General features: G+C 63.3%; 32 protein-coding genes and 1 tRNA gene. 12 read left to right on the top strand and 21 right to left on the bottom strand.

Features of this window, described 5'->3' with window-relative positions:
- Window positions 1-25: 25 nt before the first annotated feature.
- Window positions 26-886, bottom strand: a complete 861-nt coding sequence (locus V8J83_RS12270; RefSeq protein ID WP_439649786.1) for an N-formylglutamate amidohydrolase — start codon at window positions 884-886, stop codon at window positions 26-28.
- Window positions 887-1,073: 187 nt separating this feature from the next.
- Between V8J83_RS12270 and V8J83_RS12265 the strand changes: the two genes are divergently transcribed.
- From V8J83_RS12265 to V8J83_RS12255, 3 genes are all read left to right on the top strand, one after another.
- A tRNA-Val gene (locus V8J83_RS12265) sits at window positions 1,074-1,148 on the top strand.
- Window positions 1,149-1,321: 173 nt separating this feature from the next.
- On the top strand, window positions 1,322-1,447 hold the full coding sequence (ykgO, locus tag V8J83_RS12260) for a type B 50S ribosomal protein L36 (protein WP_008562923.1): 126 nt from the start codon (window positions 1,322-1,324) through the stop codon (window positions 1,445-1,447).
- A gap of 176 nt (window positions 1,448-1,623) precedes the next feature.
- Window positions 1,624-1,776, top strand: coding sequence for a hypothetical protein (locus V8J83_RS12255; protein ID WP_339986675.1), 153 nt, complete (start codon window positions 1,624-1,626; stop codon window positions 1,774-1,776).
- On the opposite strand, the gene V8J83_RS12250 is transcribed toward V8J83_RS12255, so the two are convergent.
- On the bottom strand, window positions 1,773-2,282 hold the full coding sequence (locus V8J83_RS12250; protein WP_339986674.1) for a DUF4329 domain-containing protein: 510 nt from the start codon (window positions 2,280-2,282) through the stop codon (window positions 1,773-1,775). The two genes, V8J83_RS12255 and V8J83_RS12250, sit on opposite strands and share 4 nt — an antisense overlap.
- A 26-nt stretch (window positions 2,283-2,308) precedes the next feature.
- A complete protein-coding gene (locus V8J83_RS12245) occupies window positions 2,309-4,033 on the bottom strand; it encodes a peptidoglycan-binding domain-containing protein (RefSeq protein WP_339986673.1) in 1,725 nt (574 codons plus the stop codon).
- A 230-nt stretch (window positions 4,034-4,263) separates the two neighbouring features.
- Between V8J83_RS12245 and V8J83_RS12240 the strand changes: the two genes are divergently transcribed.
- Window positions 4,264-4,563, top strand: coding sequence for an EF-hand domain-containing protein (locus V8J83_RS12240; protein ID WP_339986672.1), 300 nt, complete (start codon window positions 4,264-4,266; stop codon window positions 4,561-4,563).
- A 3-nt stretch (window positions 4,564-4,566) separates the two neighbouring features.
- Here V8J83_RS12240 and V8J83_RS12235 read toward each other — a convergent pair whose 3' ends face one another.
- From V8J83_RS12235 to V8J83_RS12170, 14 genes are all read right to left on the bottom strand, one after another.
- Window positions 4,567-5,778 carry a phenylacetate--CoA ligase family protein gene (locus V8J83_RS12235; RefSeq protein ID WP_339986671.1) on the bottom strand — a complete coding sequence of 404 codons (1,212 nt, stop codon included), beginning with the start codon at window positions 5,776-5,778 and terminating at the stop codon, window positions 4,567-4,569.
- An 11-nt stretch (window positions 5,779-5,789) separates the two neighbouring features.
- The gene (locus tag V8J83_RS12230; RefSeq protein WP_339986670.1) at window positions 5,790-6,395 is read right to left on the bottom strand and encodes a hypothetical protein; all 606 of its coding nucleotides are present in this window, start codon (window positions 6,393-6,395) and stop codon (window positions 5,790-5,792) included.
- The gene (locus V8J83_RS12225) at window positions 6,392-7,369 is read right to left on the bottom strand and encodes an NADPH:quinone reductase (RefSeq protein ID WP_339986669.1); all 978 of its coding nucleotides are present in this window, start codon (window positions 7,367-7,369) and stop codon (window positions 6,392-6,394) included. Before V8J83_RS12225 ends, V8J83_RS12230 begins: the two co-directional genes overlap by 4 nt.
- Entirely contained in the window at window positions 7,369-8,211 is an 843-nt protein-coding gene (locus tag V8J83_RS12220; RefSeq protein ID WP_339986668.1) for an ABC transporter ATP-binding protein, read from the bottom strand. The genes V8J83_RS12225 and V8J83_RS12220 overlap by 1 nt, the downstream gene beginning before the upstream one ends.
- Window positions 8,212-8,335: 124 nt before the next feature.
- Window positions 8,336-9,616 carry an ABC transporter substrate-binding protein gene (locus V8J83_RS12215; RefSeq protein WP_339986667.1) on the bottom strand — a complete coding sequence of 427 codons (1,281 nt, stop codon included), beginning with the start codon at window positions 9,614-9,616 and terminating at the stop codon, window positions 8,336-8,338.
- An 80-nt stretch (window positions 9,617-9,696) separates the two neighbouring features.
- The gene (locus V8J83_RS12210) at window positions 9,697-10,782 is read right to left on the bottom strand and encodes a branched-chain amino acid ABC transporter permease (protein WP_339986666.1); all 1,086 of its coding nucleotides are present in this window, start codon (window positions 10,780-10,782) and stop codon (window positions 9,697-9,699) included.
- Window positions 10,783-10,818: 36 nt separating this feature from the next.
- Entirely contained in the window at window positions 10,819-11,247 is a 429-nt protein-coding gene (locus V8J83_RS12205) for a hypothetical protein (RefSeq protein WP_339986665.1), read from the bottom strand.
- 2 nt (window positions 11,248-11,249) lie between these two features.
- Window positions 11,250-12,236, bottom strand: coding sequence for a branched-chain amino acid ABC transporter permease (locus V8J83_RS12200; RefSeq protein WP_339986664.1), 987 nt, complete (start codon window positions 12,234-12,236; stop codon window positions 11,250-11,252).
- 18 nt (window positions 12,237-12,254) lie between these two features.
- Window positions 12,255-12,818, bottom strand: coding sequence for a hypothetical protein (locus V8J83_RS12195; protein WP_339986663.1), 564 nt, complete (start codon window positions 12,816-12,818; stop codon window positions 12,255-12,257).
- 2 nt (window positions 12,819-12,820) lie between these two features.
- Window positions 12,821-13,282, bottom strand: a complete 462-nt coding sequence (locus V8J83_RS12190; protein ID WP_339986662.1) for a hotdog family protein — start codon at window positions 13,280-13,282, stop codon at window positions 12,821-12,823.
- A complete protein-coding gene (locus V8J83_RS12185; RefSeq protein WP_339986661.1) occupies window positions 13,275-14,093 on the bottom strand; it encodes an ABC transporter ATP-binding protein in 819 nt (272 codons plus the stop codon). The genes V8J83_RS12190 and V8J83_RS12185 overlap by 8 nt, the downstream gene beginning before the upstream one ends.
- The gene (locus V8J83_RS12180; RefSeq protein WP_339986660.1) at window positions 14,093-14,542 is read right to left on the bottom strand and encodes a hypothetical protein; all 450 of its coding nucleotides are present in this window, start codon (window positions 14,540-14,542) and stop codon (window positions 14,093-14,095) included. Before V8J83_RS12180 ends, V8J83_RS12185 begins: the two co-directional genes overlap by 1 nt.
- Complete coding sequence (locus V8J83_RS12175; RefSeq protein ID WP_339986659.1) at window positions 14,543-14,797, bottom strand: hypothetical protein; 255 nt, start codon at window positions 14,795-14,797, stop codon at window positions 14,543-14,545. It abuts the gene before it with no gap.
- 13 nt (window positions 14,798-14,810) lie between these two features.
- Window positions 14,811-16,784 carry an AMP-binding protein gene (locus V8J83_RS12170; RefSeq protein ID WP_339986658.1) on the bottom strand — a complete coding sequence of 658 codons (1,974 nt, stop codon included), beginning with the start codon at window positions 16,782-16,784 and terminating at the stop codon, window positions 14,811-14,813.
- 214 nt (window positions 16,785-16,998) lie between these two features.
- On the opposite strand from V8J83_RS12170, the gene V8J83_RS12165 reads away from it, so the two are divergent.
- The 3 genes from V8J83_RS12165 to V8J83_RS12155 are packed head-to-tail and all read left to right on the top strand — an operon-like array spanning window position 16,999 to window position 20,678.
- Window positions 16,999-18,906 carry a PAS-domain containing protein gene (locus V8J83_RS12165; RefSeq protein ID WP_339986656.1) on the top strand — a complete coding sequence of 636 codons (1,908 nt, stop codon included), beginning with the start codon at window positions 16,999-17,001 and terminating at the stop codon, window positions 18,904-18,906.
- The gene (locus V8J83_RS12160) at window positions 18,903-19,604 is read left to right on the top strand and encodes a response regulator transcription factor (RefSeq protein ID WP_339986655.1); all 702 of its coding nucleotides are present in this window, start codon (window positions 18,903-18,905) and stop codon (window positions 19,602-19,604) included. The genes V8J83_RS12165 and V8J83_RS12160 overlap by 4 nt, the downstream gene beginning before the upstream one ends.
- A 27-nt stretch (window positions 19,605-19,631) precedes the next feature.
- A complete protein-coding gene (locus tag V8J83_RS12155) occupies window positions 19,632-20,678 on the top strand; it encodes a saccharopine dehydrogenase (protein WP_339986654.1) in 1,047 nt (348 codons plus the stop codon).
- A gap of 56 nt (window positions 20,679-20,734) precedes the next feature.
- On the opposite strand, the gene V8J83_RS12150 is transcribed toward V8J83_RS12155, so the two are convergent.
- The 4 genes from V8J83_RS12150 to V8J83_RS12135 all read right to left on the bottom strand — a co-directional run bounded on the left by V8J83_RS12150 (window position 20,735) and on the right by V8J83_RS12135 (window position 24,124).
- Window positions 20,735-21,049: a DUF3775 domain-containing protein gene (locus tag V8J83_RS12150; protein WP_339986653.1), complete on the bottom strand. Its 315-nt coding sequence runs from the start codon at window positions 21,047-21,049 to the stop codon at window positions 20,735-20,737.
- 107 nt (window positions 21,050-21,156) lie between these two features.
- On the bottom strand, window positions 21,157-21,894 hold the full coding sequence (locus V8J83_RS12145) for an SDR family NAD(P)-dependent oxidoreductase (RefSeq protein ID WP_339986652.1): 738 nt from the start codon (window positions 21,892-21,894) through the stop codon (window positions 21,157-21,159).
- A gap of 176 nt (window positions 21,895-22,070) precedes the next feature.
- Complete coding sequence (locus V8J83_RS12140) at window positions 22,071-22,835, bottom strand: DUF1365 domain-containing protein (RefSeq protein ID WP_339986651.1); 765 nt, start codon at window positions 22,833-22,835, stop codon at window positions 22,071-22,073.
- Entirely contained in the window at window positions 22,832-24,124 is a 1,293-nt protein-coding gene (locus V8J83_RS12135; protein WP_339986650.1) for an NAD(P)/FAD-dependent oxidoreductase, read from the bottom strand. The genes V8J83_RS12140 and V8J83_RS12135 overlap by 4 nt, the downstream gene beginning before the upstream one ends.
- A 298-nt stretch (window positions 24,125-24,422) precedes the next feature.
- On the opposite strand from V8J83_RS12135, the gene V8J83_RS12130 reads away from it, so the two are divergent.
- The 5 genes from V8J83_RS12130 to V8J83_RS12110 are packed head-to-tail and all read left to right on the top strand — an operon-like array spanning window position 24,423 to window position 26,784.
- Entirely contained in the window at window positions 24,423-24,929 is a 507-nt protein-coding gene (locus V8J83_RS12130; RefSeq protein ID WP_339986649.1) for a sigma-70 family RNA polymerase sigma factor, read from the top strand.
- Window positions 24,930-24,973: 44 nt separating this feature from the next.
- Window positions 24,974-25,615 (top strand): ChrR family anti-sigma-E factor, encoded by a 642-nt coding sequence (locus tag V8J83_RS12125; RefSeq protein WP_339986648.1) that lies wholly within the window; start codon window positions 24,974-24,976, stop codon window positions 25,613-25,615.
- Between the two features lie 44 nt (window positions 25,616-25,659).
- Window positions 25,660-25,860, top strand: coding sequence for a hypothetical protein (locus V8J83_RS12120; RefSeq protein WP_339986647.1), 201 nt, complete (start codon window positions 25,660-25,662; stop codon window positions 25,858-25,860).
- Window positions 25,857-26,123, top strand: a complete 267-nt coding sequence (locus V8J83_RS12115; RefSeq protein WP_339986646.1) for a hypothetical protein — start codon at window positions 25,857-25,859, stop codon at window positions 26,121-26,123. The genes V8J83_RS12120 and V8J83_RS12115 overlap by 4 nt, the downstream gene beginning before the upstream one ends.
- Window positions 26,124-26,130: 7 nt before the next feature.
- Window positions 26,131-26,784 carry an RluA family pseudouridine synthase gene (locus V8J83_RS12110; protein ID WP_339986645.1) on the top strand — a complete coding sequence of 218 codons (654 nt, stop codon included), beginning with the start codon at window positions 26,131-26,133 and terminating at the stop codon, window positions 26,782-26,784.
- The last annotated feature ends 32 nt before the right edge of the window (window positions 26,785-26,816 follow it).

Raw genomic sequence — 26,816 nt, 5'->3', positions numbered from 1 at the left:
AGCGCATCGCGGGGGTCGCCGGGCCTTATTCCGCCGCCAACGCCACCCGTCCGGGCAGCGCGCCGATCACGCGGGCCAACACCTGCGCCACGACGGTCTTGACCGCCTCGAAATTATCATTGGGACGGATCATCCGCTCATCCATGTAGAGCGCGCGATCAATTTCGACCTGGATCGCATGATAGCCCTTGGTGGGGCGGCCGTAGCGCTGCGTGATATAGGCACCGGCAAACGGGGCGTTGCGGCTCACCACAAGACCCGCATCCAGAAAACCCTGCTCCAGAACATCGACGATCTCGGTATCCGCCGAGGCACCGAACCGGTCGCCCAGGACAACCTGCGGGCGCGGGGTGCCGGGGCGGGCCACCGAATCAAGCGCCTCGTGCGGCATGGAATGCATATCGATCAGCACCGCCTGCCCATAGGCTGCGCGCGCTGTGTTGAGCAAACGATCCAGCTCGGCATGGTAGGGGCGCCAGATCTGGGCGATGCGCGCCTCTGCTTCGGCGCGGGTCAGCTTGCCGCGATAGATCGACCTGCCATTGGCCACCACACGCGGCACCACCCCAAGCCCTGAATTGATGCGCGGCGTCTGCACGCCCCGTCCGACCCCGTCGATCACGCCGGGATCGAGCTCATCGGCCGCGCGGTTCAGGTCCAGATAGGCGCGCGGCCATTCCGCCGCCAGCAAAGGTGCGCCAAGCGCCGGAGCCTCGGCCACAAGGCGGTCGATAAACGCATCCTCCGACGAGCGAATCGTCCGCTCATCCAGAACCGACGCGCGCAGGAACGCCGCCGAATAATGGCACCCGGAATGCGGCGAGGCCACGGTCACGCAACTGGTGACTTCGCGTGGCAGATCCAGTCGGAAAGGCGCGTGCATCAAGCATCCTGTCGAAACTCTTCCCGTCTGATATAGCGGCTTTTCCCCCGAAGCCAAAAGCCCTTGCACGGGTCGGGGCAACCTTTTATACGACCGCTCACCCACGCGGTCCACGCGTCTTGGGCCTGGCTTGTTTTTGTTCATGTTTGTGCAGGAAACGCCCGGCAGAGGAGGCACCGCAACGGTACAAGGGCGATTAGCTCAGCGGTAGAGCACTTCGTTGACATCGAAGGGGTCACTGGTTCGATCCCAGTATCGCCCACCAACCGATACTTTTCGCAGAAAAGGATCGGGGCGGCAGGGTCGCTGCGCACGCAGCGCTCCCGAGAGCCAAACGGCCCAGGATCAACGGGCCACGAGATATTCACCGGGCGCCCCACCGCGCGCCCAGACCTGCAACCAGGCGCAACTGACGCGCCGCGACGAAGGAGATGGCCCATGAAGGTCAAGAACTCACTCCGCTCGCTCAAGAACCGCCATCGCGATTGTCGCGTTGTGCGCCGCAAGGGCCGCGTCTACGTCATCAACAAGACGCAGCGCCGGTTCAAAGCCCGTCAGGGCTAAAGCATCCGAGCGATCCGATTGAAAAAGCCGCCCTCAACGGGGCGGCTTTTTTCATGTCCGGAACGACGCGCCGGGACCCGCATGATCCAAAATCCGCTTACCGGATTCACGCCGTAGCGGAACCGGGTCGCGATGGTGTAACCTGCGCCCAGATTTCAAACACGAAAGACTGTTTCATGCCCCTGCGCCCTGTTTTGACCGCGCTTTTCATTGCCCTGACCGCCCTGCCCGCCGCCTCTCAAAGCGACGGTGATGCACAGGCCTGCACCCCCAATGCCGATGGCACCGTTCCGGCGGGCTGCCCGGCGGGCGTGGCGCTCGATCCCTAACGCTGGCGTCCTTCTCGGCGCAGCAATTCGCCCAAAGTGTACCGTTGCGCGATCGGTCCCGCATCGCCGGGGATGAAATCCGGATCCTGACCCATACACCCCAGACCGCAGACCTGCGTCGCAACCTGCGCGCGCCAGTCGATGTACCACAACCGCCCGCCGGGCGTTGCGACATACCCGTTCACCTGCTCCGAGATATCGCCATACATATCGTCGCTTGATGGCACCTCGCTGTCGGCGGCGCGGTCGAAGGCGGCATGGGTGTGAAAACTCGCCACGATCTCCACAAAACGGCTTTCGTCGCCACGGCTCAGACAGCTCCAGGTGTCGCCGCGCGTGACCTCCGTCACCGCCAGTCGCCCGTCCGGCAACCGCCCGACATAACCGCAATATTCCAGGTTTTCCGCAAAGCTGCGCGGTTGCAACTGGATCAAGGCCTGCCGGGCCGCCGACATCTCGGCCGCATTCTGCGCGGCTGCGGGTGCAGCGAAGACTGCGAATCCCATCAGGACCGCACAAGAGAGAGCATATTTCACCGGTTGAGAATCCCGTCGATCTGGAGGATGCCACCGACCGTTTCGGCCAGCAGGCGCACCAGCGTAGGCTCGTTCAAATAGCCGGTCACGTCCAGCCCGCGCGCCCGTTGATAGCGGCGGATCGCGCGGCGTGTGCTCTCGTCGAAACGCCCATCGATACGCCCGGGTTCCAGTTGCAGCGCGGTCAGGCGTTGCTCAATGAGCGACCGTGTGACCGGCGGAATGTTCAGCGCATCTTCCTGCGCCTGGAGTTGGGTGATTTGCGCATCGCTCGGCACGGCATTGCCGTTGATCTGGTTCATCCGCGCGCGCGCCTGATCGTGGAAGGCCCCGTCGGGATTGCCCTCGATATACGCGCGATAGGCTTGCACGGTGTCGGCGGCCTGCGCCACATCCCACGCGGCACGGTCGCGCGCTTCGGCCTCGGCCCGAACACGGGCCTGCTCCGCGTCCAGGATGCCTTGCGCGGTATCCGCGTGGAGGCCATCGGGGAAGCGTTCAAGGTAATCGCGGACCCCGTCGATGCGCGCGCCCTGTCCGGTCACCTGCCAATAGGCCTGATCGGCGCGGCGCCGCTCTTCGGCGGCAATGCGCGCCTCCTCCTCCAGTTCGGCGGTGCGGATGGCGGCCTGATCACCCAGCGTATTGATCTGCCCCGCGTCCAGAAAGCCGCTCACCGGACGCGCATTGGCGGTCTGCCAGGCCCGGATCGCGGCCCGCGTGCCAGAGCCAAAGATCCCGTCGATGCCGCGCGTGTCGTAGTCAAGGATCGACAGGCTGCGCTGGATCTGCTGGCGTTGCTCCCGGCTGAGGTTCAGCGCGTCTTCCGCCGCACGGGCCTGCGCGGTGGGATCGGCCTCCAACGCGTCGATCTGCGCACGCGCCTCGGCAACATGGGCACCGGATGGGTAGCGCTCCACATAGGCGCGGTAGGCCCCGACGGTATTCAACTCCACCGCCGCCTCCCAGAGGGCGGTTTCATCTGCGGAAGGGGCGGACGGGGCCGATGGCGCCGCGACCTGCGGCTCCGCCTCCGGCTCTGACGGCGTCACCTCCACCGCAACGTCAGCCGGTAGAAACGCGACATCCGGCGACAGGAACCCAAAGCTTCGCAGGTTCTGAGCCGCGTCCACCGCACGGACCAGATCGGCGCCCGGAAGAAGCACCGCGTCGCGCGCGAAATCGGCCACATCTTCCGGCGACCCGGTGACAACGCTGACCCCTTGGGGGGGCTCGATCCGGCCGATCCCCGCGCCAAGGCCATCGCCCAGCGTGATCCGCCGACGCTCCATTCCCAACAGAACGACCGAGCGCCCCGGCGCACTGGCGGCGACCTCCATCAAAACCGCAAGGCTGATCCCGTCACCGCCCACATTGGCCAGCGTCGGTTCATCCACATCGCGGCCCAGAAGCCAACTGTCGCTGCGCGCGCGGGCGAAATGCCCCGTTGCGGCAATCAGGACGCGCCCGGTCTCCTCGGCGGCCAGCAATTGATCCAAACCATCGCGCAGCGCCTCTCCGGTGCCGTCTTCCACCGTGATCACGTCGAAGCCCACCGCCTCCAATGGCGCGCGCAAACCCGCAATCGCCGCCCCTTCGCGCAGGTTTTGCGCATCCCTGTAGCGATCGTTCACGATCAAGAGCGCCGTGTCCGCTGCCGCAGCGAGCGGCGCAAGGCCGGCAAAGAGGCCCGTGGTAAGGGCGATGAGATTGGCGCGCATTGGATCGTCTCCGTGGTCGATTCGCTTTGGTTAACCGGACGTAGCATGCCCGCGGTTCGTTAACCGATAACCGCGCCCGTGGCCTGCGCGCGTTTTTGCCTGTCATCCCATGACAGCCCCTTGTTTGCAGGCGGTCCCGCGCCCATGTCCCCTCCATATCGCAAAATCCGATCCGATGGGGCCGCGTGCCACACGCCAGGGCCCCGTCGCCCACAGAAAGGCATGCCATGATGTGCGTAGCCAGATGGACTGCCTTGGCGCTTGTGATGGTGCTACCCGCCGCCGCTGCCCAGGCCCAATATGAAGAGGAAAGCGTGCAAGCCTTCCTCGCCGCCGACCTCAACGGCGATGAGCGCCTGACGGAGGCCGAGTTTCGCACCTTCATCCGCACGCTCGCCGACGCCGGTGCGCCGATGTCGCGCCGGATCCGGACCTTCGGGGCCTACGGCATCGCTTTTTCGCGCACCGACGCCAATGGCGACGGTCTGCTCAGCCCGGCGGAATTGCGCGCCGCCGAGGCGAACAACTGAGCCTTATTCATAGCTGCGCTGATCGTCGATGACCTTGCCATCGTTGGGCAGGCTGCCCGGCGCGACAATCTCGACCTCTCCCTTGAGCTTCAGCACGGCCGCAACCGCCGCGCTCAGCGCCTGCGCGTCGTGCCCGCCGTCGCCCTCGACCTGCACGGTCAAGGCGTCCATCTCGCCCTGCCGCGTGGCGATGACGCGGGCCTTGGCCACACCGGTCTTGCTCACGAAATCGGCCACCTGTTCGGGGCGCACGAACATGCCCTTGATCTTGGTGGTCTGATCGGCGCGGCCCATCCACCCCTTGATCCGCGCATTGGTCCGTCCGCACGGGCTTTGACCCGGAAGGATGGCACTCAGATCGCCGGTCGCAAACCGGATCAACGGGTAGTCGGGGTTCAAGGACGTCACCACGACTTCTCCCACCTCGCCCTCGGCCACCGGATCGCCGGTGCCGGGGCGCACGATTTCCACGATGACGCCTTCGTCGAGGATCATCCCTTCCATCGCCGCGCTTTCATACGCGATATTGCCCAGATCGGCCGTCGCATAGCATTGCAGACACGCGATCCCGCGATCCGCATATTCCGCGCGCAGGCTCGGGAACAACGCGCCGCCGCCGACCGCCGCGCGCGTGAAGGCAAGCGCCTCGCCCATCTCCTCGGCCTTGTCGAGGATCACCTTCAGGTAATCCGGCGTGCCCGCATAGGCGGTGCACCCGATGTCCTTGGCCGCGCGCACCTGAAGCTCGGTCTGGCCCACACCGGCGGGCAGAACGGCGGCCCCCACGGCCCGCGCACCACTCTCGAAAATCATCCCTGCAGGCGTGAGGTGATAGCCAAAGCAATTCTGCACGACATCGCCCTTGCCGATGCCCACCGCATGCAGGAACCGCCCCATCCGCCACCAATCGTGGCTGATCCCGCCGGGCTCGTAGATCGGGCCGGGGGATTGGAACACATGGGCCACGTTCGACACGGCCATGCCCCCGAACGGCGGCGTTTCGGCCTGCCAGGCGACAAGATCGGATTTGCGCAGTACCGGCAATCCGGCCAGATCGTCCAAAGACGCCAGCGTCCCGCCCTGAGGCAAACAGCTGCCCTCCGCCGCGCGCACCCGCTCCAGTTGCGCATTCAGGGCCGCCAGTTGCTCCGCCGCGCGCTGGTCAGGTGACCGTACCTCAAGCTCGTCGAAAAACCCGTTTTTCTGATCCAGCATCGCCCGCGCTCCTATACCTTGATCCAACCTTGCAGATGCGTCCGCCCCAGCGCCGCGTCCAGAACCGCCGCCGCCGCATCGACCGTGTCGGGCGGCCATTGCCAGAACTCCACCGCGACCTCGCTGAGGATGAACGTCGGCGCGCCGTCGTCGACCAGCGCGTTCACATCCACCATCGCCCCGCACACCGCGCAGGGAACATCGCGCGAGGGGTCTTCGCTTTTGAAGTACTCACTGAACAACCCGAAACACAGCTCCTGCTGTGCCATGGCGATGTCGCTTTCATTGTCCCCGTCCATCGCCACGCCACAGGTCGGGCAGTGGAAATTGGGCATGATCGCGAACGGCCCGTAGTTCATGTATCTTGGCCCGCAGAACACCACGCCGTTGATGGGTTTGATCACAGTGCCGTCGGGCAGCGGGTGGGATGTCGTCACGATCCCCGAGGCCGGGCCAGGGCGATAGGCCGGGCCTTTGGGTGCGTGGGCCGATGCCCGGTCGTCATCGCCCTCGATCCAGCCTTGCGCGCGCAACGCGGCCTCGCACTGCGCCAAAACTGCCGCCGCCTCCGGGCGCGGCACATCGGGATAGCCAACAATGATGTAACTGGTGCTCACAGGTCCAACACCACCGTGCCAAGCTTATCGCCCGCCATCACCCGGTCATGGGCCGCTGCGATATCCTCCAAGCCGCCGCCCGGAACCACCGCGTGATCCAAGACGCCCGCCTCCAGCCACGCAGAGATCTGCGCCATGCCGCGCGCCCGCTGCGCCCCGGTCAGCTGATAGACGATCAGCATCCGCAGCGTGATGTCGCGGAACATGAAACCGTAGAAATCCAACGCGGGGTGCATCACGCTGGCGCTGGCGTAGGACGCGATTACACCACCGGGCTTCACCACCTCCAAAGTCAGTGCCTGATTGGCCGCGAAATCCACATCGACCACGCGGTCCACGCCCGCGCCGCCGGTCATCTCCATCACCCGTGCGGTCACATCCTCGGTCCGGTAATTGATCCAATCGCGCGCGCCCGAATGCGCCGCCTTTTCGTCCGACGAGACCGTCGTGATCACCCGCGCGCCCAGAAGGCCCGCCATCTGGCAGGCATAGCGCCCGACCGTGCCCGCGCCGCCGGTCACCAAAACTGTCTCGCCCTCGATCGGACCGTCACCCGCAAGCGCGTACCACGCCGTCAGCGCCGGAATGCCCAGACACGCCCCCTCGGCAAAGCTTGTATTGTCCGGCAATGGCGCCACGAGGCTTGCGGGGATTGCGATCAATTCCGCCGCCGTGCCGGACGCCCGCTGCCATTGCCCGTTGGCCACCCACACCCGGTCGCCCTTCGCAAAGCCATCCACGCCCGCGCCCGTGGCTTCGATGACACCCGCGCCATCGGAATGCGGAACGATCCGGGGAAACGCCATCGTCACACCGGGCCGCGACCCGGCCCGCAACTTGACATCTGACGGGTTGATCCCGCTGGCCTTCACCCGGATCAGAACCTCGCCCGGCCCCGGGGTCGGGTCAGGCAGGGGGGCAAGGCTGAGAACCTCGGCCGCCGGACCGAACCCTTCATACCACGCCGCCCGCATCAGCTCAGCCAGCGCTTGCGGCGGCGATACGACCGCACGTCGCGGAACGATTTGCGCCCGTCATCGGACATGCCGAGGTAGAATTCCTTCACATCCGGGTTCTCGCGCAATTCCGCCGCCGGGCCGTCCATCACCACCCGCCCGCTTTCCAGGATATAGCCGTAATGCGCGAACCTCAGCGCCACGTTGGTGTTCTGCTCCGCCAGAAGGAACGTCACCCCCTGCTCCTCGTTGAGCCGCTTCACGATGCCGAAAATCTGTTCGACCAATTGCGGCGCAAGCCCCATCGACGGCTCATCCAGAAGGATCGTTTCGGGCCGTGACATCAACGCCCGGCCAATGGCGCACATCTGCTGCTCGCCGCCGCTGGTGTATCCGGCCTGACTGGTCCGCCGCTCCCTGAGACGCGGAAAATATTCGTAGACCATCTCAAGATCGGCGGCGATCGCAGCCCGCCCATCCTTGCGCGTATACGACCCGGTCAACAGGTTTTCCTCAACCGTCAGATGCTCGAAGCAATGCCGGCCCTCCATCACCTGGATCACCCCGCGATCCACGAGGTCCGAAGGGCTTTTGTCGGCCACCGGTTCATTGCGATACAGGATCGACCCCTTGGTCACCTCGCCGCGTTCGGAATGCAGCAGGTTGGAAATCGCCTTCAACGTCGTGGTCTTGCCCGCGCCATTGCCCCCCAAAAGCGCGGTGATCCCGCCCTTGGGCACCTTGAGCGACACACCCTTCAGCACAAGGATCACATGGTTGTAGATCACCTCGATATTGTTGACCTCCAGCAGCGTCTCCGTCTGCACCTCGGTCCCCGCCTCTTGCGCCTGATCCAGCATGCTCATCCCCGGTTAAGGTTAACGGCGCCCGCCGCCACTTTGGCGGACCCCTGTCTTCCTTGTTTCAAAAATACTCAAAAAGACGCCGGCGGCGGCCACATGCTCCGCCGCCGGCTCGTTCAAATCAGCTGTCCGCGCATTGCGGCTCGATGCCGTTCTCTTCGGCAAATTGGGCCGAATCCTCCAGAACCAGCGGCTGGGTCACGCTGTCATCGGGCGCGATGAAGTCGGTGAGGGTCACCCAGTTTTCGCCGTCCCACTGCTGCATGATCGCCATGCCGGTGCCGCCGTGATCTTCGCAGGTCACGGTGAATTCCGGCCCGATGCCCGGCATGCCAGCGGCTTCCATGACACCCGCGTCGATCACCAACGCTTCCATCCCGTCGCGCATCATCGAGGCGTCGATATCGGCCACACCATGCAACTCCTGCGCGGTGCGCGCGGCCTCGGCGGCCAGGAACGCCGCATACATGCCACGGGTATAAAGCACGTTGCCAAGGTTCGATCCGTCACCGGCCGCAAGGCCCGCGTCGATCACATGCTCCTGGATTTCCGCGAACACCGGCATGTCGCCCAGACGGTTCATGTTCAACGAACGATAGCCTGCCGCATCCGCGCCCGCCGATTCCACGTCATGGTCGGCTCCGGCCCACCAATTGCCGATGAAATTCTCCATCGGGAAACGGGTGTTGATGGCCTCCTGAATGGCGACCTGGTTCATCACGCCCCAGCCCCACATCACCACGTAGTCGGGACGTTCGCGGCGGATCTGCAGCCACTGGTTGCCCTGCTCCTGACCGGGGTGGTCAACGGCAATCTCGGTCAGGTCGAAGCCATGCTGTTCGCTCAATGTCTGAAGCGTGCGGATCGGCTCCCGGCCATAGGCGGAGTTGTGATACAGAAGCGCAATCGTCTGCCCTTCAAGCGAGCCGTCGTTCTCTTCCAGCAGCTGGTTCACGATCACCGAGGCCGCATCCCAGTAATTCGCCGGGTAATTGAACGTATGGCTGAACACATCGCCATTCCCCGCAGACGTCCGACCATAGCCCATCGTGTGAAGCGGGATACCATCGGCGGTCGTGCGCGGGATCAACTGATAGGTGATGCCAGTCGACAGCGGCTGATAGACCAGCGCACCTTCGCCGCGCGTGCTCTCGTAGCATTCCACGCCGCGCTCGGTGTTATAGGCCGTCTCGCATTCCACGACGCGCGCCTCGACCCCACCAATGCCGCCATCGCGCTGGTTGAGCAGCGTGAAGTAATCGGCATAGCCATCGGCAAATGGGATGCCACCCGCCGCATAAGGCCCGGTCCGGTAGCTCAGGCTGGGGAACACAAGGTCCGCAACTGCGGGCGAGCCCGCCACCATTGCGCTTGTCAGCGCCAGGATTGTCAGTTTTTTCATCGGGTCATTCCTCCCTTGGATTTTTTCCGACTTCTTGGTTTGCCCGGGCCTCCCAGCACCGGGGATTGTCATGGCATCCGCTAATGCGGGAACGGCCACAATCTCAATTTCTCCTTGGCCAACGACCACAATCGCGCCAGCCCGTGCGGCTCCACGATCAGGAAGAACATGATCAACGCGCCGACGATCACAAACTGGAAATGCGCCGACAGCGCCGTATCAAGACCCATCGTATCGACCAGCAGCAGCTTCAGGAATACCGGCAAAAGCACCATGAACGCGGCCCCCGCAAAGCTGCCAAAAATGCTCCCCAGGCCCCCGATGATGATCATGAACAACACAAGAAAGCTCTTGGTGATGCCGTAAACCTCGCCCACCTCGACCGCGCCCAGATAGACAGTGAACAACAACGCGCCCGAGATGCCCACGTAAAAGCTCGACACCGCAAACGCCGTCAGCTTGGCCTTGAGCGGGTTCACCCCGATGATTTCCGCAGCGATATCCATGTCGCGGATTGCCATCCATTGCCGCCCCATCGTGCCCCGCGTCAGGTTCCGCGCGACCCAGGCCAGTACGAAGACAAACAGGAAGCAGAACAGGTATTTCACCCACGCCTCCGCGTTCGGGCCGGTCACGGGCAGGTTGATGAAGTAGAAGAAATCCCGCTCCGGCGCGCTGATCTGACCGGAGGCGGAGTAATTGTAGAACCACGGCACCTTGTTGAAGAGCCACACGAGGAAGAACTGCGCCGCCAGCGTCGCCACGGCCAGGTAAAACCCCTTGATCCTGAGCGACGGCAGGCCAAACGCCACACCCACCATCGCCGTCATGAACCCCGACAGAAGCGTGATGGAGATCATGTCGAGCCCCGGAAAAGCCGTCATCAGCTTGTAGGACGTGTAGGCCCCCACCGCCATGAACCCGCCCGTGCCAAGCGACACCTGCCCGCAATAGCCGGTCAGGATGTTCAACCCGATCGCCGCAATCGCGTAGATCAGGAACGGGATCAGAAGCGAATTGGCCCAGTAATCATTGATCAGGAACGGCACCACCACGGCGCCGATGAGCAGCACGATGTAATACCGATACCGGTCAAACCGGATCGGGAACGTCTGGTTGTCCTGGGCGTAGGTGGTCGAAAAATCGCCCGCTTCACGGTAGAACATCTCACACGCTCCCTTCGTTAATCTTTGTGGACCGGCTCACGGCGCATCCTTCCATTCCGGTGGTGGGGCACGGCCTGACAGGGCGCGGAACGCAAAGAAAAATCCCGTGCCCAAGAGTGCCGCGACAACGACCACGGCCACGTAGCTTGCGATATCCTTGTCCGGCGCCAACACGACCCACAGAAAGCCGCATGTCAGTACGATCCAGAGCACAATCGACCATGTCCGACTCAAAGTCTCCCGGGCGAACACGAAGACCGGAACACCGAAGCCCGCTGCCAGAATACTCAACCCCACCAGCACTTCGTACCAGCCCACAGATTGTCCGCGCCCCCCTCCGCTCCAATCGGCAACCATTCCGAAAGGGATGAAGATGGCCATCGTTACAATCGCCAGGCCGCAACCTCCGCCGATCACGAATAGCAACAGCCGCACCAGCAAGGGCTTTGGTTGATCTTGTGCCACACTCAAACCCGCTCAATGATCTTCTCCCCGAACAGGCCCTGCGGACGGAACACCAGGAACACCAGCGCCAGCACATAGGCGAACCAGTTCTCCGTCGCGCCGCCGATCATCGGACCGATGGCAAATTCAAACAGGGCCTCGCCAACCCCGATGATCAATCCGCCCACGATGGCGCCCGGGATCGACGTGAACCCGCCCAGCATCAGCACCGGCAACGCTTTCAACGCGATCAACGACAGCGAGAACTGCACCCCCGATTTCGAGCCCCACATGACCCCCGCCACCAGCGCCACAATCCCCGCCAGCGACCACACCAAGATCCACACGTAGTTGAGCGAAATCCCCACCGACAAAGCGGCCTGGTGATCATCGGCCACCGCCCGCATCGCGCGCCCGTTCTTGGTGTATTGCGAATAGGCGATCAGGCTCATCACCAGAATCGCCGCAATGATCGCCGCCGCGATGTCGAGATTGTCGATGAAGAACCCGTAGCCCATCGCCTCGAACGTGGTCACGTCGATCCAATCGTTGATCCCCTGCGGCAGGCCGACGTCGAGGTTGCGGATCTCGCTTCCCCACATCAGGTCGCTGATCCCTTCGAGGAAATAGGCCAACCCAATCGTCGCCATGAACAGGATGATCGGTTCCTGCCCCACGAGATGTTTGAACACGAAGCGCTGCACCAGATAGGCGAACCCGATCATCACCAGAACGGTCAAAAGGATCGCCGCCAGCGCCGGAACCTCCCACCCGAAATAATGGATGTCGGTCCCGAAGATCTCGTTGATCAGATGCCCGAACGGCACGCGCCCTTGCTGGATCCCCACCAACGTCATCGCCGCAAACAAGGCCATCACGCCTTGGGCATAGTTGAAGATGCCCGACGCCTTGAAGATCAAGACGAACCCAAGCGCCACAAGCGCGTACATCACGCCGTTCAGCAGCCCATTGGCCGTGACTTCCAAGGCGAAAATTAACTGGTCAGGCATGGGTTATGCTCCTCAATTTCATCGCAGGCCACCCACAATGGTTGTCACCCGTAGACCTCTGGAATTTCTGTTTTCGACCTGCACCATCACCATATGATCTGGTAGGTCGGGAATGCTAAAAAATCGGACCCGGTCACCAATTCGAGTTTCGTCGGACACCATTTCGGCGTCCGAATCACAAATGAAACTCGTAACAAATTCCTCTGAGGGAACATCGTCAAAGAACCAAGAACAGTATTCTACGACACCGTGCGCCTCGCTGCTCGCACCGACGAACGCAAGCGCTGGAAGAGGTGGGTCGCCCGGTGCCGGGATGATGTATCCATCGAGGAAATCAAATTCGATTTGTGGGGTCGGGTTCAATGTCTGAACCATTTCTGGGTCGACGGACTCCCACCTCATCTGCTCGGCAAGGTTTCTCATACCGGTCGCATCAAATTGGTCGTTCAAGCAAAGACCGTACAAAGCACTCAAAGCCGTATTGGTCTGGTTTTCAACGGTTTCAATTCCGCAATTTGCAATCACTGGCCCGCAGAAAAAAGTGGCGCTCAGGATTGCCAGTGATTTTGAAAACCGACCCACCCTCAACTCTCCAAATTCGTCTCGATCACCGTCAGGCTTCCGCCCTCCCGGTCGATCTCGACTTCGATCAATGGCTCGCGGAGGAACACCGATTGCAGGGTCTCAGGCACCCGGTCGATCCGCACCCAATCGCCCGAGGCCAGCGCCGTCTCGGCGAAGGCGTCCACCTCCGTCCCGAAGGTCCCGTGGATTGCGCAGAACAGCACCACCGCGTCCGCCGACGCCCGGCTCAGGTGCCAGTCCTGGCCCTCTGCCACCCAGGTCTCGCGCCCGGCCATATCCTCGATCAGCGAAAGGCCCGAGGTATCACTCTCGCGCACCTCGATCATCGGGGTCAGGCAGCGCATCTGAAACTCGGAAAGCGTGGACGCGGCGGCGCCCGTGGCGCCAAGCGCCAAGGCGGCCGCGTATATACCAAATCTATACCCGAGATATACCGGTTCTATACGCCCCGTTTCAGTCATGGCTGACCCCCAGATACGCGTCGATCACTTCCTGATTGTTGCGCACCTCATCGGGCGTCCCGTCGCCGATCTTCTTGCCGTAATCCATCACCACAACACGGTCGGACAGGTCCATCACAACGCCCATGTCATGCTCGATCAAAACGATGGTCGTGCCGAATTCATCATTCACGTCGAGCACGAAGCGCGACATGTCTTCTTTCTCCTCCACATTCATCCCCGCCATCGGTTCATCCAGCAGCAGGATCTGCGGCTCGGCGGCCAGCGCGCGGGCCAGTTCCACGCGCTTTTTCAACCCATAGGGAAGGCGGCCCACCGGTGTCTTGCGGATCGCCTGAATCTCAAGGAAATCAATGATTTCCTCGGCCTTGGCGCGGTTCCTGGTTTCTTCCTCCTCGGCCTTGCCCCACCACATGGCCTGGGCGAAAAAGCTGGTTTTCATGTGGTTCAGGCGGCCGGTCATGACGTTGTCCAGAACGCTCATCCCCTCGAACAGAGCGATGTTCTGAAACGTCCGCGCAATGCCTTGGCGCGCGACCTGAAACGGCTTCATCAGCGGGCGCTTGGAGCCTTTGTAAAACACCTCGCCCTCTTGCGGATGGTAGAAGCCGCTGATGACGTTGAGCATCGAGGATTTGCCCGCCCCGTTCGGCCCGATGATCGCCCGGATCTCGCCCTCGCGGACATCGAAGGAGATATCCTTGATCGCCTCAACCCCCCCAAATCGCAGGGTAATATTGCGCATCTCCATCACCACGTCGCCAATCGTGCGCCCGTCCGCCGTGGTGTATCCCGTGCCCTGATCCAGCATCACGCCATTCCCCTCAAGATCATCGCAGCCTCGATGCCATCCGCATCCAGGCCCAGAACGTCGCGCACCACTGGCCGCAAGACGAGCAGTCCCAACAGCAGCGCCGCCGTCACCAACGCCATCATCCGGTGCCCACCCATCGGCGTACCTCCCGGACCGCATTGAGTCACATACCAAGCCAGCGTGCGGCGGGTGTGATTTGTGTCAAACCGTCCCCGGTCGAGCCAGAACAAAAGCCCCGCAGCACCCGCCAAGACCACCCCCGTCACCAACAGGGCCGAAACGCCGCCCGCATGGAAGTCTCCCAGCACAATCGCCAGCGAACACAGGGCCAAACCCGATTGCAACAGCCGCCTCCGCACGCCGCTGCGGGACAAGATCGGTCCATCGCTGCGCACCGGAAGCGCCAGCGCCACGCAGATCAGACCGATGCAAAACACGTAAATCATCTACTCCGCCCTCTCCCGCACGCCCTGTGCGCTGCGGAAAATCAGCGCGCCGATCAGGCCATAGATGATCAACGCGATCAGGCCCCACATCAGGTTCTCCGCCACCACCTCCGGCATGCCCAGAAACAGCGCCGCAACCCCGCAGATGCCAATCGCGCCGCCCTGCACCACCGCGCCGCCTTTCGCCATGTAGCGGCCCGCGATCCACGACGCGGCAAAGCCCAACAGGAACAGAACGACAGCCAGCAACGTCATGCGCGCGCGCCCCTCATTCCGCCGCCATCCGATCACCCGACACATCCACCTTCGCGGCGTCCCGGATCTCGAGCGTGGCCGAGATCTTGCCCTTGCGCCCGTCTTCGTAAGTCACTTCGGTTTCGGTATAAATCTCGCTCGATCCATCGTAGAGCGCCTCGATCAGGTCGGCGAATTTCTCTTCGATGATCCGCCGCCGCACCTTCCGCGTGCGGGTCAATTCGCCGTCGTCGGCGTCCAATTCCTTGTGCAGCACAAGGAACCGCGCGATCTGGCAATGGGCGAGCATCGGGTCTTCCGCAACCGACCGGTTCACCGCCTCAACATGGCCCTGCAACGAGGCCAGAACCTGCGGATGCCCGGCCAATTCCTGATACGACGCATAGGCGATGTTGTTGCGCTCTGCCCAATTGCCGACCGCCGTCAGGTCGATGTTGATGAAGGCCGTGCAAAATGCCCGCTCGTTCCCGAAAACCACCGCCTCCAGGATGTCAGGGTAGAACTTCAGCTTGTTCTCCACGAACTTCGGCGCGAACAATCCGCCGCCCGCCATTTTGCCCACATCCTTCGCGCGGTCGAGAATCCGCAAATGCCCGGTGTCTTCCTCGATGAACCCGGCATCGCCCGTCGCGACCCAGCCTTCGGGGTCCTTGGTGTCGGCGGTGCTTTCGGGGTTCTTGAAGTATTCCACGAAGGTGCCCGGCGAGCGATAGAACACCTCGCCATTGTCGCCGATCTTCAACTCCACACCGGGCGACGGCACGCCGACCGTGTCGGGGCGGACTTCGCTGTCGGGTTGCTGGGTGATGAAGACGCTCGCCTCAGTCTGCCCGTATAGCTGTTTGAGGTTGATCCCGAGCGCCCGGTAGAAATCGAAAATTTCCGGCCCGATCGCCTCGCCCGCCGTGTAGCCCACGCGCACGCGGCTCATGCCGAGCGTGTTCTTGAGCGGCCCGATCACCATCAGATTGTCGAACGCATAGGCCAGCTTCTCAGCCCCGCCAACCGCCTCCCCGTCGAGGATTTTCGGTCCGATCCGCTTGGCCCGCGCCATCGCACGGTCAAACAGGCCCTTCTTGAATCTGCCCGCGTCTTCCATGCGGATCATCACGCTGGTCAGCAGGTTCTCGAACACCCGCGGCGGGGCAAAGAAATACGTCGGCCCGATCTCGCGCAGGTCAGTCATCATGGTGTCCGCGCTTTCGGGGCAATTCACGCAGAACCCCGTCCAATACGCTTGCCCGATGGAGAAGATGAAATCGCCCACCCACGCCATCGGCAGATAGGCCAGCACCTCATCCTCGCGCTGCAAATTGTCGAATTCACAAGACGATTTCGACGCCTCGATGATGTTGCGGTTCGACAGAACGACGCCCTTGGGCTTGCCCGTCGTACCGGACGTGTAAAGCATCACGCAGGTGCTGTCGTAGGTCAGCTCCGCCTCGCGGGTCTGCAGCTCACCGATCAGGCGCTCACGTGCGGCGTGGCCCTCGCCTTGCGCATCGCGCACAGCATGCAGCTTTGAATGGTCGTATTTCCGCAGGCCGCGCGGGTCGAGGTACAGGATATGATCAATGCCCGGCACGCTTTCCTGCGCGTCGATGACCTTGTCGACCTGCTCCTGATCGCCGGCCACGACAAACCGCGCGCCGCAATGCTCCAGCACATAGGCCATCTCTTCCGAGACTGCGTCCTGATAGAGCGGCACCGGCACGCCGCCGGCCATTTGCGTAGCGACCATCGACCAGTACAGCGCGGGGCGGTTGCGCCCGATGATGGCGACGTAATCGCCCCGGTTCAGACCCAGCGCCAGAAGACCCAGCGCCAGCGGCTCGATCTCGGCCTCGGCTTCGGCCCAGGTCCAGCTTTGCCAGATGCCGAATTCCTTTTCGCGATATGCGGGGTGCGATCCGAACTGCTTCGCGTTCCGGCGCAAAAGCGCGGGCACGGATTGCGGCACGTCCGGGGACGGTCTGTGATCGGCCAAAACTTATATCCTCCCTGTGCCGACCCGATGGGTCGGCGCGCCCGGCGCGATGATCTTGACGTCTCGACGCCCGAGCCCCCCTACCGTGCCACAGAAGCTTGCGCGGTCAAGCGTTACCTGATTTTTTCGCAAACCTTTCGAATTGTAACAGCCGCCATCGCGGTCTTGGCGCGGCGTGCTTCCCGGTCTAGCCATGGGGTAGGAGGGCGCGACGATGCCTCGCGAACGCACCAATCAAAGCTTCACGCGCGCGGGTCTGAACCTGATCCAGCAGGCGCTGTCGATCTACGACGCCGATCTGCGCCTGGCCGTGTGCAACCGCCCGTTCCAGGACATGTTCGGACTGCCCGAACGTCTCGTGACCCCCGGCGCGCGGTTCGACGACACCATCCGGTTTCTGGTGCAAAGCGGCGAATACGGCACCGTGGATGATCCCGACGCCTTCGTCATCGAGCGCGTGGATCAGGCCCGCGCCTTTGCCCCGCATTACATGGAGCGCACCCGCGCCAATGGCCGGACGATCTCCGTCGAAGGCTCGCCCCTGCCCGAGGGCGGCTGGGTCACGGTCTACACCGACATCACCTCCGTCAAACGGCAGGAGGGACTTTTGCGCGCCCGGTCCGAGGAATTGTCGGATCAGCTTCTCACCCATGCCGAGGAGCTCGCGCTGACCAATCGGCGGCTGGAAGCCACCATCGCGCAATTGCAGGAGGCCAAGGCCGAGCTGACCGAGATGGAGGCGCGCACCCGGTTGGTCACGGAAATGACCCCGGCCCATATCGCCCATGTCGATGCCGATGGCGTCTACACCTTCACCAACCGCCGCCTCTCCGCGCTTTTGCCGGACCGGCAAAGCGACATCGTCGGGCTCAGCTTCGCTGATGCGCTTGGCCCCGAGACCGCGCGCCTGTTGCAGGGCAATCTCGACAGGGCCGCGCAGGGCGAGGCGACGGTGCGGGAATTCACCGACCCGACCACCGGGCGCCGCATCCGCACGGCCTTCACCCCCGGTGACACGGCCGAGGGCGGCGTCTACCTTCTGTCCACCGACGTCACCGAAGAGGCCCAGGCCCGCGCCGCCCTGACCCAGACACACAAACGCGAACTGGCCGCGCAACTGACCTCCGGCCTCGCGCATGATTTCGCGAACCTTCTGACCATCATCCTCGGGCTGCAGGCCCGGCTGGAAAAGATGCCACTGCCCCTGGGCGCGCACGAGCTGACCTCCGCCACCCGCATGGCGGTGCGGCGCGGCGGTACGCTGCTCGACAAGATCGCGGGCATGACCGGCACCCGAACCGTGCAAACCGCCCCCGTCGTTGTGCAGGATTTCCTCGACACCTTCGCGCCGCTCGCGCGCGCCGCTTTGCCCGATGGGGTGACACTCAGCCTGGCAAACGAGGTAACCCACCGGGCCCTGATGCTCGACGCCGGCTCCGTGTCGGACAGCCTTCTGAACCTGATCCTGAATGCCCGCGACGCAATCGGGGTTGCAGGCGCAATTACGGTGACACTGCGCCCGGTCAAGGACACCTGGCTTGAGATCACCGTCGATGACACCGGCGCGGGCTTTTCCGATCATGCGCTCAACTCCGCCCTCGATCCGTTCTTCACCACCAAGGGTGACGCGGGATCGGGCCTTGGGCTGACGATGGTCTATGACCTCGTGAAACTCGCGGGTGGCGCGATGCGCCTGTCAAATACGCCCAATGGCGCGCGGGTGTCGCTGCGCCTGCCACTGCGCCCCGCCGAGGCGGACGCGCGTCCGCGTCTGATCCTGCTGGTCGATGACATGGCCGATCTGCGCGCCGATGTGCGCGAAATGCTCACCGATCTGGGCCATCAGGTGATCGAAGCCGCCAGCGCCGAAGAGGCCGAGACCCTGGCCGATCTGCCCGGTCTCGATTGGGTTTTGTCGGACATCAAACTGGGAGGGATGGATGGCGTGGCCCTGTGTAGGCGCATCGCTGCGCGCCACCCCGATATGAACCTCGCGCTCATGACCTCGCTGCCTGGCGCGGATGATTTGCGGCGCGCTGCCAGCGCCCATTGGCCTGTCCTGTCGAAACCCGTCGCGCCGGGCGATCTGCACCGGCTGCTGAGCGCCGAGGCCGCCGCATGAGCCCGCCACTTGTCACCATCCTCGATGATGAGCCACAGATCCGCGCGATGCTCTCCGATGCGCTCGAAGATGCCGGGTTCCGCACCGCTTCTTTCGCGCGCGCCACCGAATTCGAAGCCGCCCTGCGCCGCACCACACCCGATGTCTGCCTCGTCGATCTGGGCCTGCCGGACCGCGACGGGCTGGCCGTCGTGCACCGTCTTGCGCTCGAATCCGGGGCCGCGATCATCATCGTCTCGGGCCGGGCACAGGTTCAGGACCGTGTCGCCGGGTTGGAGCTTGGGGCCGACGATTACATCATCAAACCCTTCGATCCGATCGAGGTCGTGGCGCGCGTCCGCGCCCGCCTGCGCGCGCCCAAAGCACCCGACCGCAACCGCTCAACCGCGCAGTTCAACGGTTGGACCGCACAATTCGACAGTTATACGCTGATCGCCGAAGACGGTTCCGAGACCCCGTTTTCCCATGCCGAGGGTGAGGTGTTGCGGCTGTTTCTGGAGGCACCAAAACGCCTCATCTCGCGTCGGCAGATGCAGGAAAGCCTCGGCGGTGGGGCCGGCGACAGCTTTGACCGTGCAATGGATGTCCGCATCTCGCGCCTGCGCACCAAACTTCGCGAAGACCCCAAGAACCCGCGCCTGATCAAGACGATCTATGGTGCAGGTTACATCTTTCTGGGCGATGTCAGCTGGCACTGATACGATGAGGCCAAGGGGGCATTTGCCATGACACATCTCTGGGTTCGCGCCGAAGAACGGGCAAATGAACGCCGTGTGGGGCTGACCCCGTCCGGGGCGGCGGCCCTGCGCGATGCCGGGCTGCAGGTGACTGTCGAAGACAGCCTGGATCGCATCATCCCGACCTCCGAATACCGCGCCGTGGGCGTCGATATCGCCGCGCCGGGCACATGGCGCAAGGCACCGGATGACGCGATCATCTTTGGCCTCAAGGAACTGCCCGACGACACCGGCCCGCTGACGCATCGCCACATCCTGTTCGGCCACGCCTTCAAGGGGCAGCCGTCCGGGCGACACTTGCTGGACCGCTTCAAGGCCGGTGGCGGCACGCTTCTCGACCTCGAATACCTCGTGGACACAACCGGGCGCCGCGTCGCCGCCTTCGGCTTTTGGGCGGGCTATGTCGGCGCGGGCCTCTCCGTTGCTGCCTGGGCCGCGCAGCAGGCCGGGCGCCCCATGGCCGCCGTCACCGACTGGCCCCACAAGGACGCGCTGATCCTGGATCTGAGCGAAGCGCTGGCCGCCATTGGTCATCGCCGCCCCAGCGCGCTGATCATCGGTGCGCTCGGGCGCACGGGACGGGGGGCGACGGCCCTATTGGAGGTGCTGGGCATCCCGCCCATCGGATGGGACATGGCCGAAACGGCCCATGGCGGCCCGTTCCCCGAAATCCTGGATAACGATCTGTTTCTGAACTGTATTCTCGCCACGCCCGGGGTGCCCGTCTTCGTGCCAGCAAGTGCCGGGACCACGCCGCGCCGCCTGACGGTGATCGGCGATATCGCCTGCGATCCCGATAGCGATTTTTCCCCGATCAAGGTCTACGACCGCACCACAACGTGGGATGCCCCGGTGCTCCGCGTGGCCGATCAACCACCGCTGGACGTGATGGCGATCGACAATCTGCCATCCCTTCTGCCGCTGGAAAGCTCGGACGATTACGCCGCGCAGCTTTTGCCGACGCTCCTCGATCTGCGGCGCGATTCAACCGGCGTCTGGGCACGGGCCGAGGCGACGTTCCAACAGGCGCTCTAGGCGCGCCCCAATCCCCGCGCGCGGGATCCCGGACACCACGCGCGGCGCTCAAACCCTCAAAGCAGGTCTTCTTCCTGACCGGCGATATCGAGACCCATCGCCTCCGCCCCGGCTTCGAGGTGGTCGGCAAAATGCGGACTGCCGGTCAGGTAATCGATCGTCGGCACCGTCGCTTCGGCCTTCGCGGTCTCAAGCGCTTCGTCGAAATCCTCGGCTTCGAAACTGCCGCGCCCGATCCAGAACAACGCCACCAACTCGGCCTGTTCATCGTGCCCGAGGCGGTTCACAAATCCGCGCAACTCGCCTTCCGCGCGCTCCATTTCGTGGCCCATCAAGATCACCTGGGCCACAGCCCGTGCTGAGATTTCCATGTCACTCCCTCCTGTTCACACGTTCAGTGAAGCAGTCAGGGCCGCGCCGCGCCTTGATTCAGGACAAACTTCCGAACCCGCCGCAGGATACCGGCGCGCAATCCGTTCTAACGGCGGAAGAATATCCATTCGTAAACCGCTGTTGGCATGAACCGCGATGCGCGGAACAACAAGCTGAAACCAAACGGAAATGCCTTGTGGAAATTGTCGGTGGTCATGTGCTCGAACACCTCCTGCGCGGCGGCGTCGGGGGTCATGATGAATGGCTTGGAATAGGGATTGTCGTCCTGCATCCGCGTCTCGATATAGCCCGGGTTCACCAATTGCACATCGACGCCGGTGCCCTTCAGATCGCCGTGCATCGACTCCGCCAGCGACATCAAGCCCGCCTTCGATGCCGAATATCCGATGGCCGCCGGAAGCCCGCGATACGCCGACAGCGACCCGGTCAAAACGATATGGCCCGCGTTGCGATCCACCATCGGCTTGATGATCTGCCCGATGACCCGCGCGGCCCCGGTCAGGTTGACGTCGAACAATTGCTCGACCTTTTCGGCGTCCCACTCCTGCGTCTTGATCAGCGTGCCAAGCCCGGCCAGGAACACCATGCCGTCGATCTCGCCGACCTCTTCCGCCGCCGCCTTCACCGAGGCGCTGTCGGCCACGTCAATTGTCACGATGCTGGCCGGGCCGGGAAGCTCTTCGACCAGCGATTCAAGGCGATCCGCGGTTCGGGCCGACACCACAAGCTCCACGCCCGCACGGCTCAACGTATGCGCCAGGCTGCGCCCCAATCCTTCGGACGCCCCAACCAGCCAATAGCGTTTCCCGGTCCATTCCCGCATCTCTTATCCTTTCCGTTCCGCCCCATCGGGGGCCTGGCCCCACATCGGGCCACCATCCTGCCTTGGTGCCGCGCACCTCATTGGACACATATGTCAGCAAAGCCATCCTGCAATCCGGGGGAAACTTTACCAATGCGCACCCGCATGCCCTCGTCCGGGCGGCGCGCCCTGCGCAATCAGCGGCTGACATCCTCAAGCGGCGGCTCGGGTCGCACGCGATAGCGCGCGCCTTTCCACCACAATTTCACCGCCTGCCAATGGATCAGCCCCAACACCCGGCGTGACCCAAACGGTCGCCGCAAGGCCGCGCGCAGGATCGACCGACTGGTCAGCTCCGTACGTTTCCCGGTCAGCGTCGCCAGAACCCCTTCGTTGCCGGTGACAAACTCGATCCAGATACCGACCCGGTCGGGGCGAATGTCGAACCGGAACGCATATCCGCCCTCGATGGGCTGAAACGGCGAGACATGGAAAATCTTCGTGGCATGCAGCGTGTCTTCGCGCGCGATGGGGCGGTGGTCATGATGCGAACACAGGTACGAATGCCGGTCGCCGAAGGTATTCGTAACCTCCGCGATCACCGCGCGCAGCCGCCCCTGCCGATCATGCGCCAACCAGAACGACACCGGGTTGAACACATGCCCCATGACGCGTGGCTGCGCCAGAAGCATCAACTTGCCATCCGTCACGTCGCCCAGCTCATGGGCGGCCAGCACCTCACGCGCCCAGGGTGCGCCGCGCCCGGACTTGGGCGGGCCGCCATGATCGCTGTCCTGAAGTGAAAAGAACCCCGCGCGATTGCGCCCGAACAACGCCGGTCCGCGCGCATCGCCCTCGGCGTCCAGCATCACGTAATCGATCCCATAGCGGAACGCGTTTTCCACGGCACCCTTGCGCCCGTGGAAGGTCTCGCCCGCGATATGATCGACCCCGTCGCTCATGCTGCCACGGCACTCCTGTCACGCGTGCGCATCCCGTGGACCACGTCCATCGCGCTCGCATAGCCATCCTCGTGGAAGCCGTTCTTCATCCATGCACCGCAGAACCACGTCGCATTGTCGCCGTTCATGTCCCGAATCACCGATTGCGCCGCCAGCGCGGCCAGATCATAGACCGGATGCGCGAAATCGACCTCATCGTAAATCAGCGCCTCGTTGATCGGTGCACGGCTGTTGAGCGTCACGAACAGCGGGTCACTTTCCGGGATCGGCTGCAGGCAATTCATCCAATAGGTCAGGTCGATCGGCCCGCCCTGATGCCCCGGACGTTCGGTGTAGTTCCAGCTGCTCCAGGTTGCGCGGCGGCGCGGCATCGCGCTGGCATCGGCATGCAGAACGGCGCGGTTGGGCTGATAGCGCACCGCACCCAGCGCGGCTTCCTCGGCCGGCGTCGGATCGGTCAGCATGGCCAGCGACTGATCGGAATGGGTGGCAAAAACCACCTCGTCAAATTGGTCCCAATGCCCGCCCAAGCAGACCTCGGCCCCGGTATCGGTGCGCTTGACCGCCTCGACGCCGCGCCCCAGGCGGATGTCGATCCCGCGCGCCCGCATCGCGCGCTCAAGCCGGGTGACATATTCGATGGAACCGCCCCGCACCGTGTACCATTGGTGTTGGCCGGTGTGGTGCAGCAGGTGGTGATTGCGGAAGAACCGGATCATCGCCTGGGCGGGGAAATCCATGATCTCCTCCTTCGGCGTCGACCAGATCGCGCCTGAGACAGGCGTAATATAATAGTCCCGGAACCAGCGGCCCATGCCAAGCTGATCCAGGAAATCCCGCAGCGTGATCGTGCTGTCCGTGGCAAGCTCGGCTGCCTGCGCGTTGAACCGCAGTAGGTCGCGCACCATCCGCACAAAGCCAGGCCGCAAGGCGTTGCTCGGCTGTGCAAACAGCGCCTGCAGGCTACGCAACCCGTATTCGATCCGCCCGCCATCGATGGAGGCCGCAAAGGACATGTCCGATTCCGTGACCGGCACGTCGAGCTCTTCGAAGAGCTTCACAAGATTTGGATAATTCACCCGGTTGAACACGATGAACCCGGTGTCCACCGGCTGATCGCCGTTTTTGCCCGCCACAACCGTGCGCGCGTGACCGCCCAGGCGCGGCTCGGCTTCGATCAAGGTGACATGGTGATCGGTGGCAAGATGGTAGGCCGCCGCCATGCCGGAAATCCCGGCGCCAATCACAGCAATTCGTTTCGGGATGGCACCCGGCGTTTCAAATGGCATTCAGACCCCCAGACCTCATGTTTTTGGTTCAACGGGATACGGGACGCAACTGCAAGTAGATCAAAGAAAAATCCCGAAAACGCATTCACTTCACGTGAAATAATTTCAGTGCGCTTTTATTTGTGATCCACCCTAGGGAATCGTGCGTAAGACGGGTATGCTGTTCGCGAACGACCACGCTGATGAAACAGTTGCGACCTCTCAGGCGGCCTCAGACAAGGCCTTTGCGTGGGGAAAAGCACTGCGTGGGACAACCGTGACGGCACACGAAGTAACAGATGCACGGTGGGTGACTCGCATGTCAGCCATTGCGCAGGATCAAGATCGGAAGGCCTTTGCCGAGATTTTTCGGCATTTCGCCCCTCGGGTGAAGGCGTTCTTGATGAAATCCGGGGCCGATGAAAGCCTCGCTGAGGAATGTATGCAGGACGTCATGGCCACACTTTGGCACAAGGCTCACATGTATGATCCGTCGCGCGCTTCGGTCGCGACGTGGATCTTCACGATTGCCCGCAATCGGAAGATCGATCTGCTGCGCCGCTATGCGCGGCCCGAGCCCGAAGATCTGCCCTGGGGCCCTGAACAGGCCCCGGATCAGGCGGATGTCATCGCCCTGCAACAAGATACCGGCCGCCTGGCGCAAGCCTTGTCCAAGCTTCCGGAAAAGCAGCGCGAGCTTATCCAGCACGCCTATTTCGGTGATCTTTCGCATTCGGAAATCGCCGCCGAGACCGGTCTGCCCCTTGGCACGATCAAGTCGCGGATTAGGTTGGCGCTTGAAAGATTACGACATTCGATGGGGTGAACCGCCCCTTTAAAGCGACAAGATCAAAGACAGACGACAGACCAATGACCAATATTCAACACCACGTGCCAGATGATCTTCTCATGGGCTATGCCACCGGTGCCTTGCCGCAGGCGTTCGACCTTGTTGTGGCCACGCATGTGTCGCTCTGCGATGACGCGCGCGCCCGGCTGGAAGCCTTTGAGGCCGTCGGCGGCGCCGTCCTCGAAGATCTCGACCAGGTCGAGATTGCCGAAGACAGCCTCGATCGGACGCTGGCCATGATCAACGGCTCCGCTCCGGCAGACCGCCCCATCGTGATGCCCGGCACCTTCCCAATGCCGCTGCGCGATATGGTCGGCGGCGACGAAGACGCGGTGCGCTGGCGCTATGTCGGGCGTGGCGTCAGGCAATGCGTCCTGCATTCTGACGAAAACGGGACCGCGCGCCTTCTGAGGATCCCCGCTGGCCGCTCCATGCCGGAACACAGCCACAACGGCACCGAAATGACGCTGGTCCTCAAAGGCGCGTTCCGCGACGAAGACGGTGTGTTCGCCCGCGGCGATATCGAGGTTGCCGACCCCAACATCAGCCACATGCCCGTGGCTGAGCCCGGCGAAGATTGCATCTGCCTTGTGGCCACCGACGCCCGCCTCAAGTTTCAAGGGCTTCTGCCGCGCATCGCGCAGCCGTTCCTCGGGATCTAAACCCGACCCGCGCGCCAGGCGCTGCGGGCCGCGGAGGCCGTGACATGAACCGGTTCGGCCCTACACGCGGCGAATTGAAATTTCGCCTGATCTTCAGCCTCACCGGCCTGGCCTTCCTGATCGGGGGCTTTCTGCGCACCGGCATCTTTGGTATCGCTTCATTGGAAATCGTGATCATCGGCGTTGCGTTTTTTGGCGGCTCCGCCCTCTGGTCCGCCTGGCAACTCTGGAAGGCCCCAAAATGACCACCGGCGCCATCATCCGCCTCGTCCTGCAAGCGCTCGTCTTTCTTGCCTGGGCCTTCATGATGTACCGCATGCTGTTCACCCTGCGCGCCCGCAATCAGGAACAGACCGGCCAAACCTTTGCAGGCCCCGCTGGCTTTCTCACCCAATTCAAGCACTGGCTGAAAAGCGAGGAAGACCGGCAGGACCGCAAGACATTGTTCTTCCTGACCTTCGTGCTGATCGCCATGAACGTGATGAACCTCCTCGGCACCTCGGCCTGACCCCGCAATGACGGATGCTTTCGTCTACGCGCCCCCCGACGCGCCGCTGGAAATCGTACACGAAGACCACGAACTCATCCTCGTGAACAAACCCGCGGGCCTGTTGTCGGTCCCGGGCAAGGGCGCGCATCTTGCCGATTGCCTGATCACCCGCCTGCAAGACGCCTTCCCCGAAGCCCTCCTCGTCCACCGGCTCGACATGGACACCTCCGGCATCATGGTCTTCGCCCGCACGCCCGCCGCGCAACGCCACCTCGGCCTGCAGTTCGAACGTCGGCACATGAAGAAGACCTACATCGCCCGCGTCTGGGGCGCGGTGGCCGCGAAAAGCGGCCATATCGACCTGCCGCTGATCGTCGACTGGCCCAACCGCCCCCTGCAACATGTGAACCACGAGACCGGCAAACCCGCCCAAACCGATTGGCGCCGCCTGAAGATCGAAGACGGCACCACGCGGATGCGCCTTTTTCCGAAAACCGGCCGCTCGCATCAGCTCCGCGTCCACATGCGCGAACTTGGTCACCCGATCCTTGGCGATCCGTTCTATGCCGAGGGCCCCGCACGCGATTTCCCGCGCCTGATGCTCCACTCTGAGAGCCTGAAACTCCGCCATCCCGATGGCGGCATCGGCATGACCTTCCGCGCCCCGGTGCCGTTCTAGCGCAACGGCTCTTTCATCTTGCCAGAAAAACC

Source organism: Gymnodinialimonas ulvae (assembly GCF_037543845.1).
GTDB classification, from domain to species: domain Bacteria; phylum Pseudomonadota; class Alphaproteobacteria; order Rhodobacterales; family Rhodobacteraceae; genus Gymnodinialimonas; species Gymnodinialimonas ulvae.
This window is presented reverse-complemented; position numbering and strand designations above follow the sequence as displayed.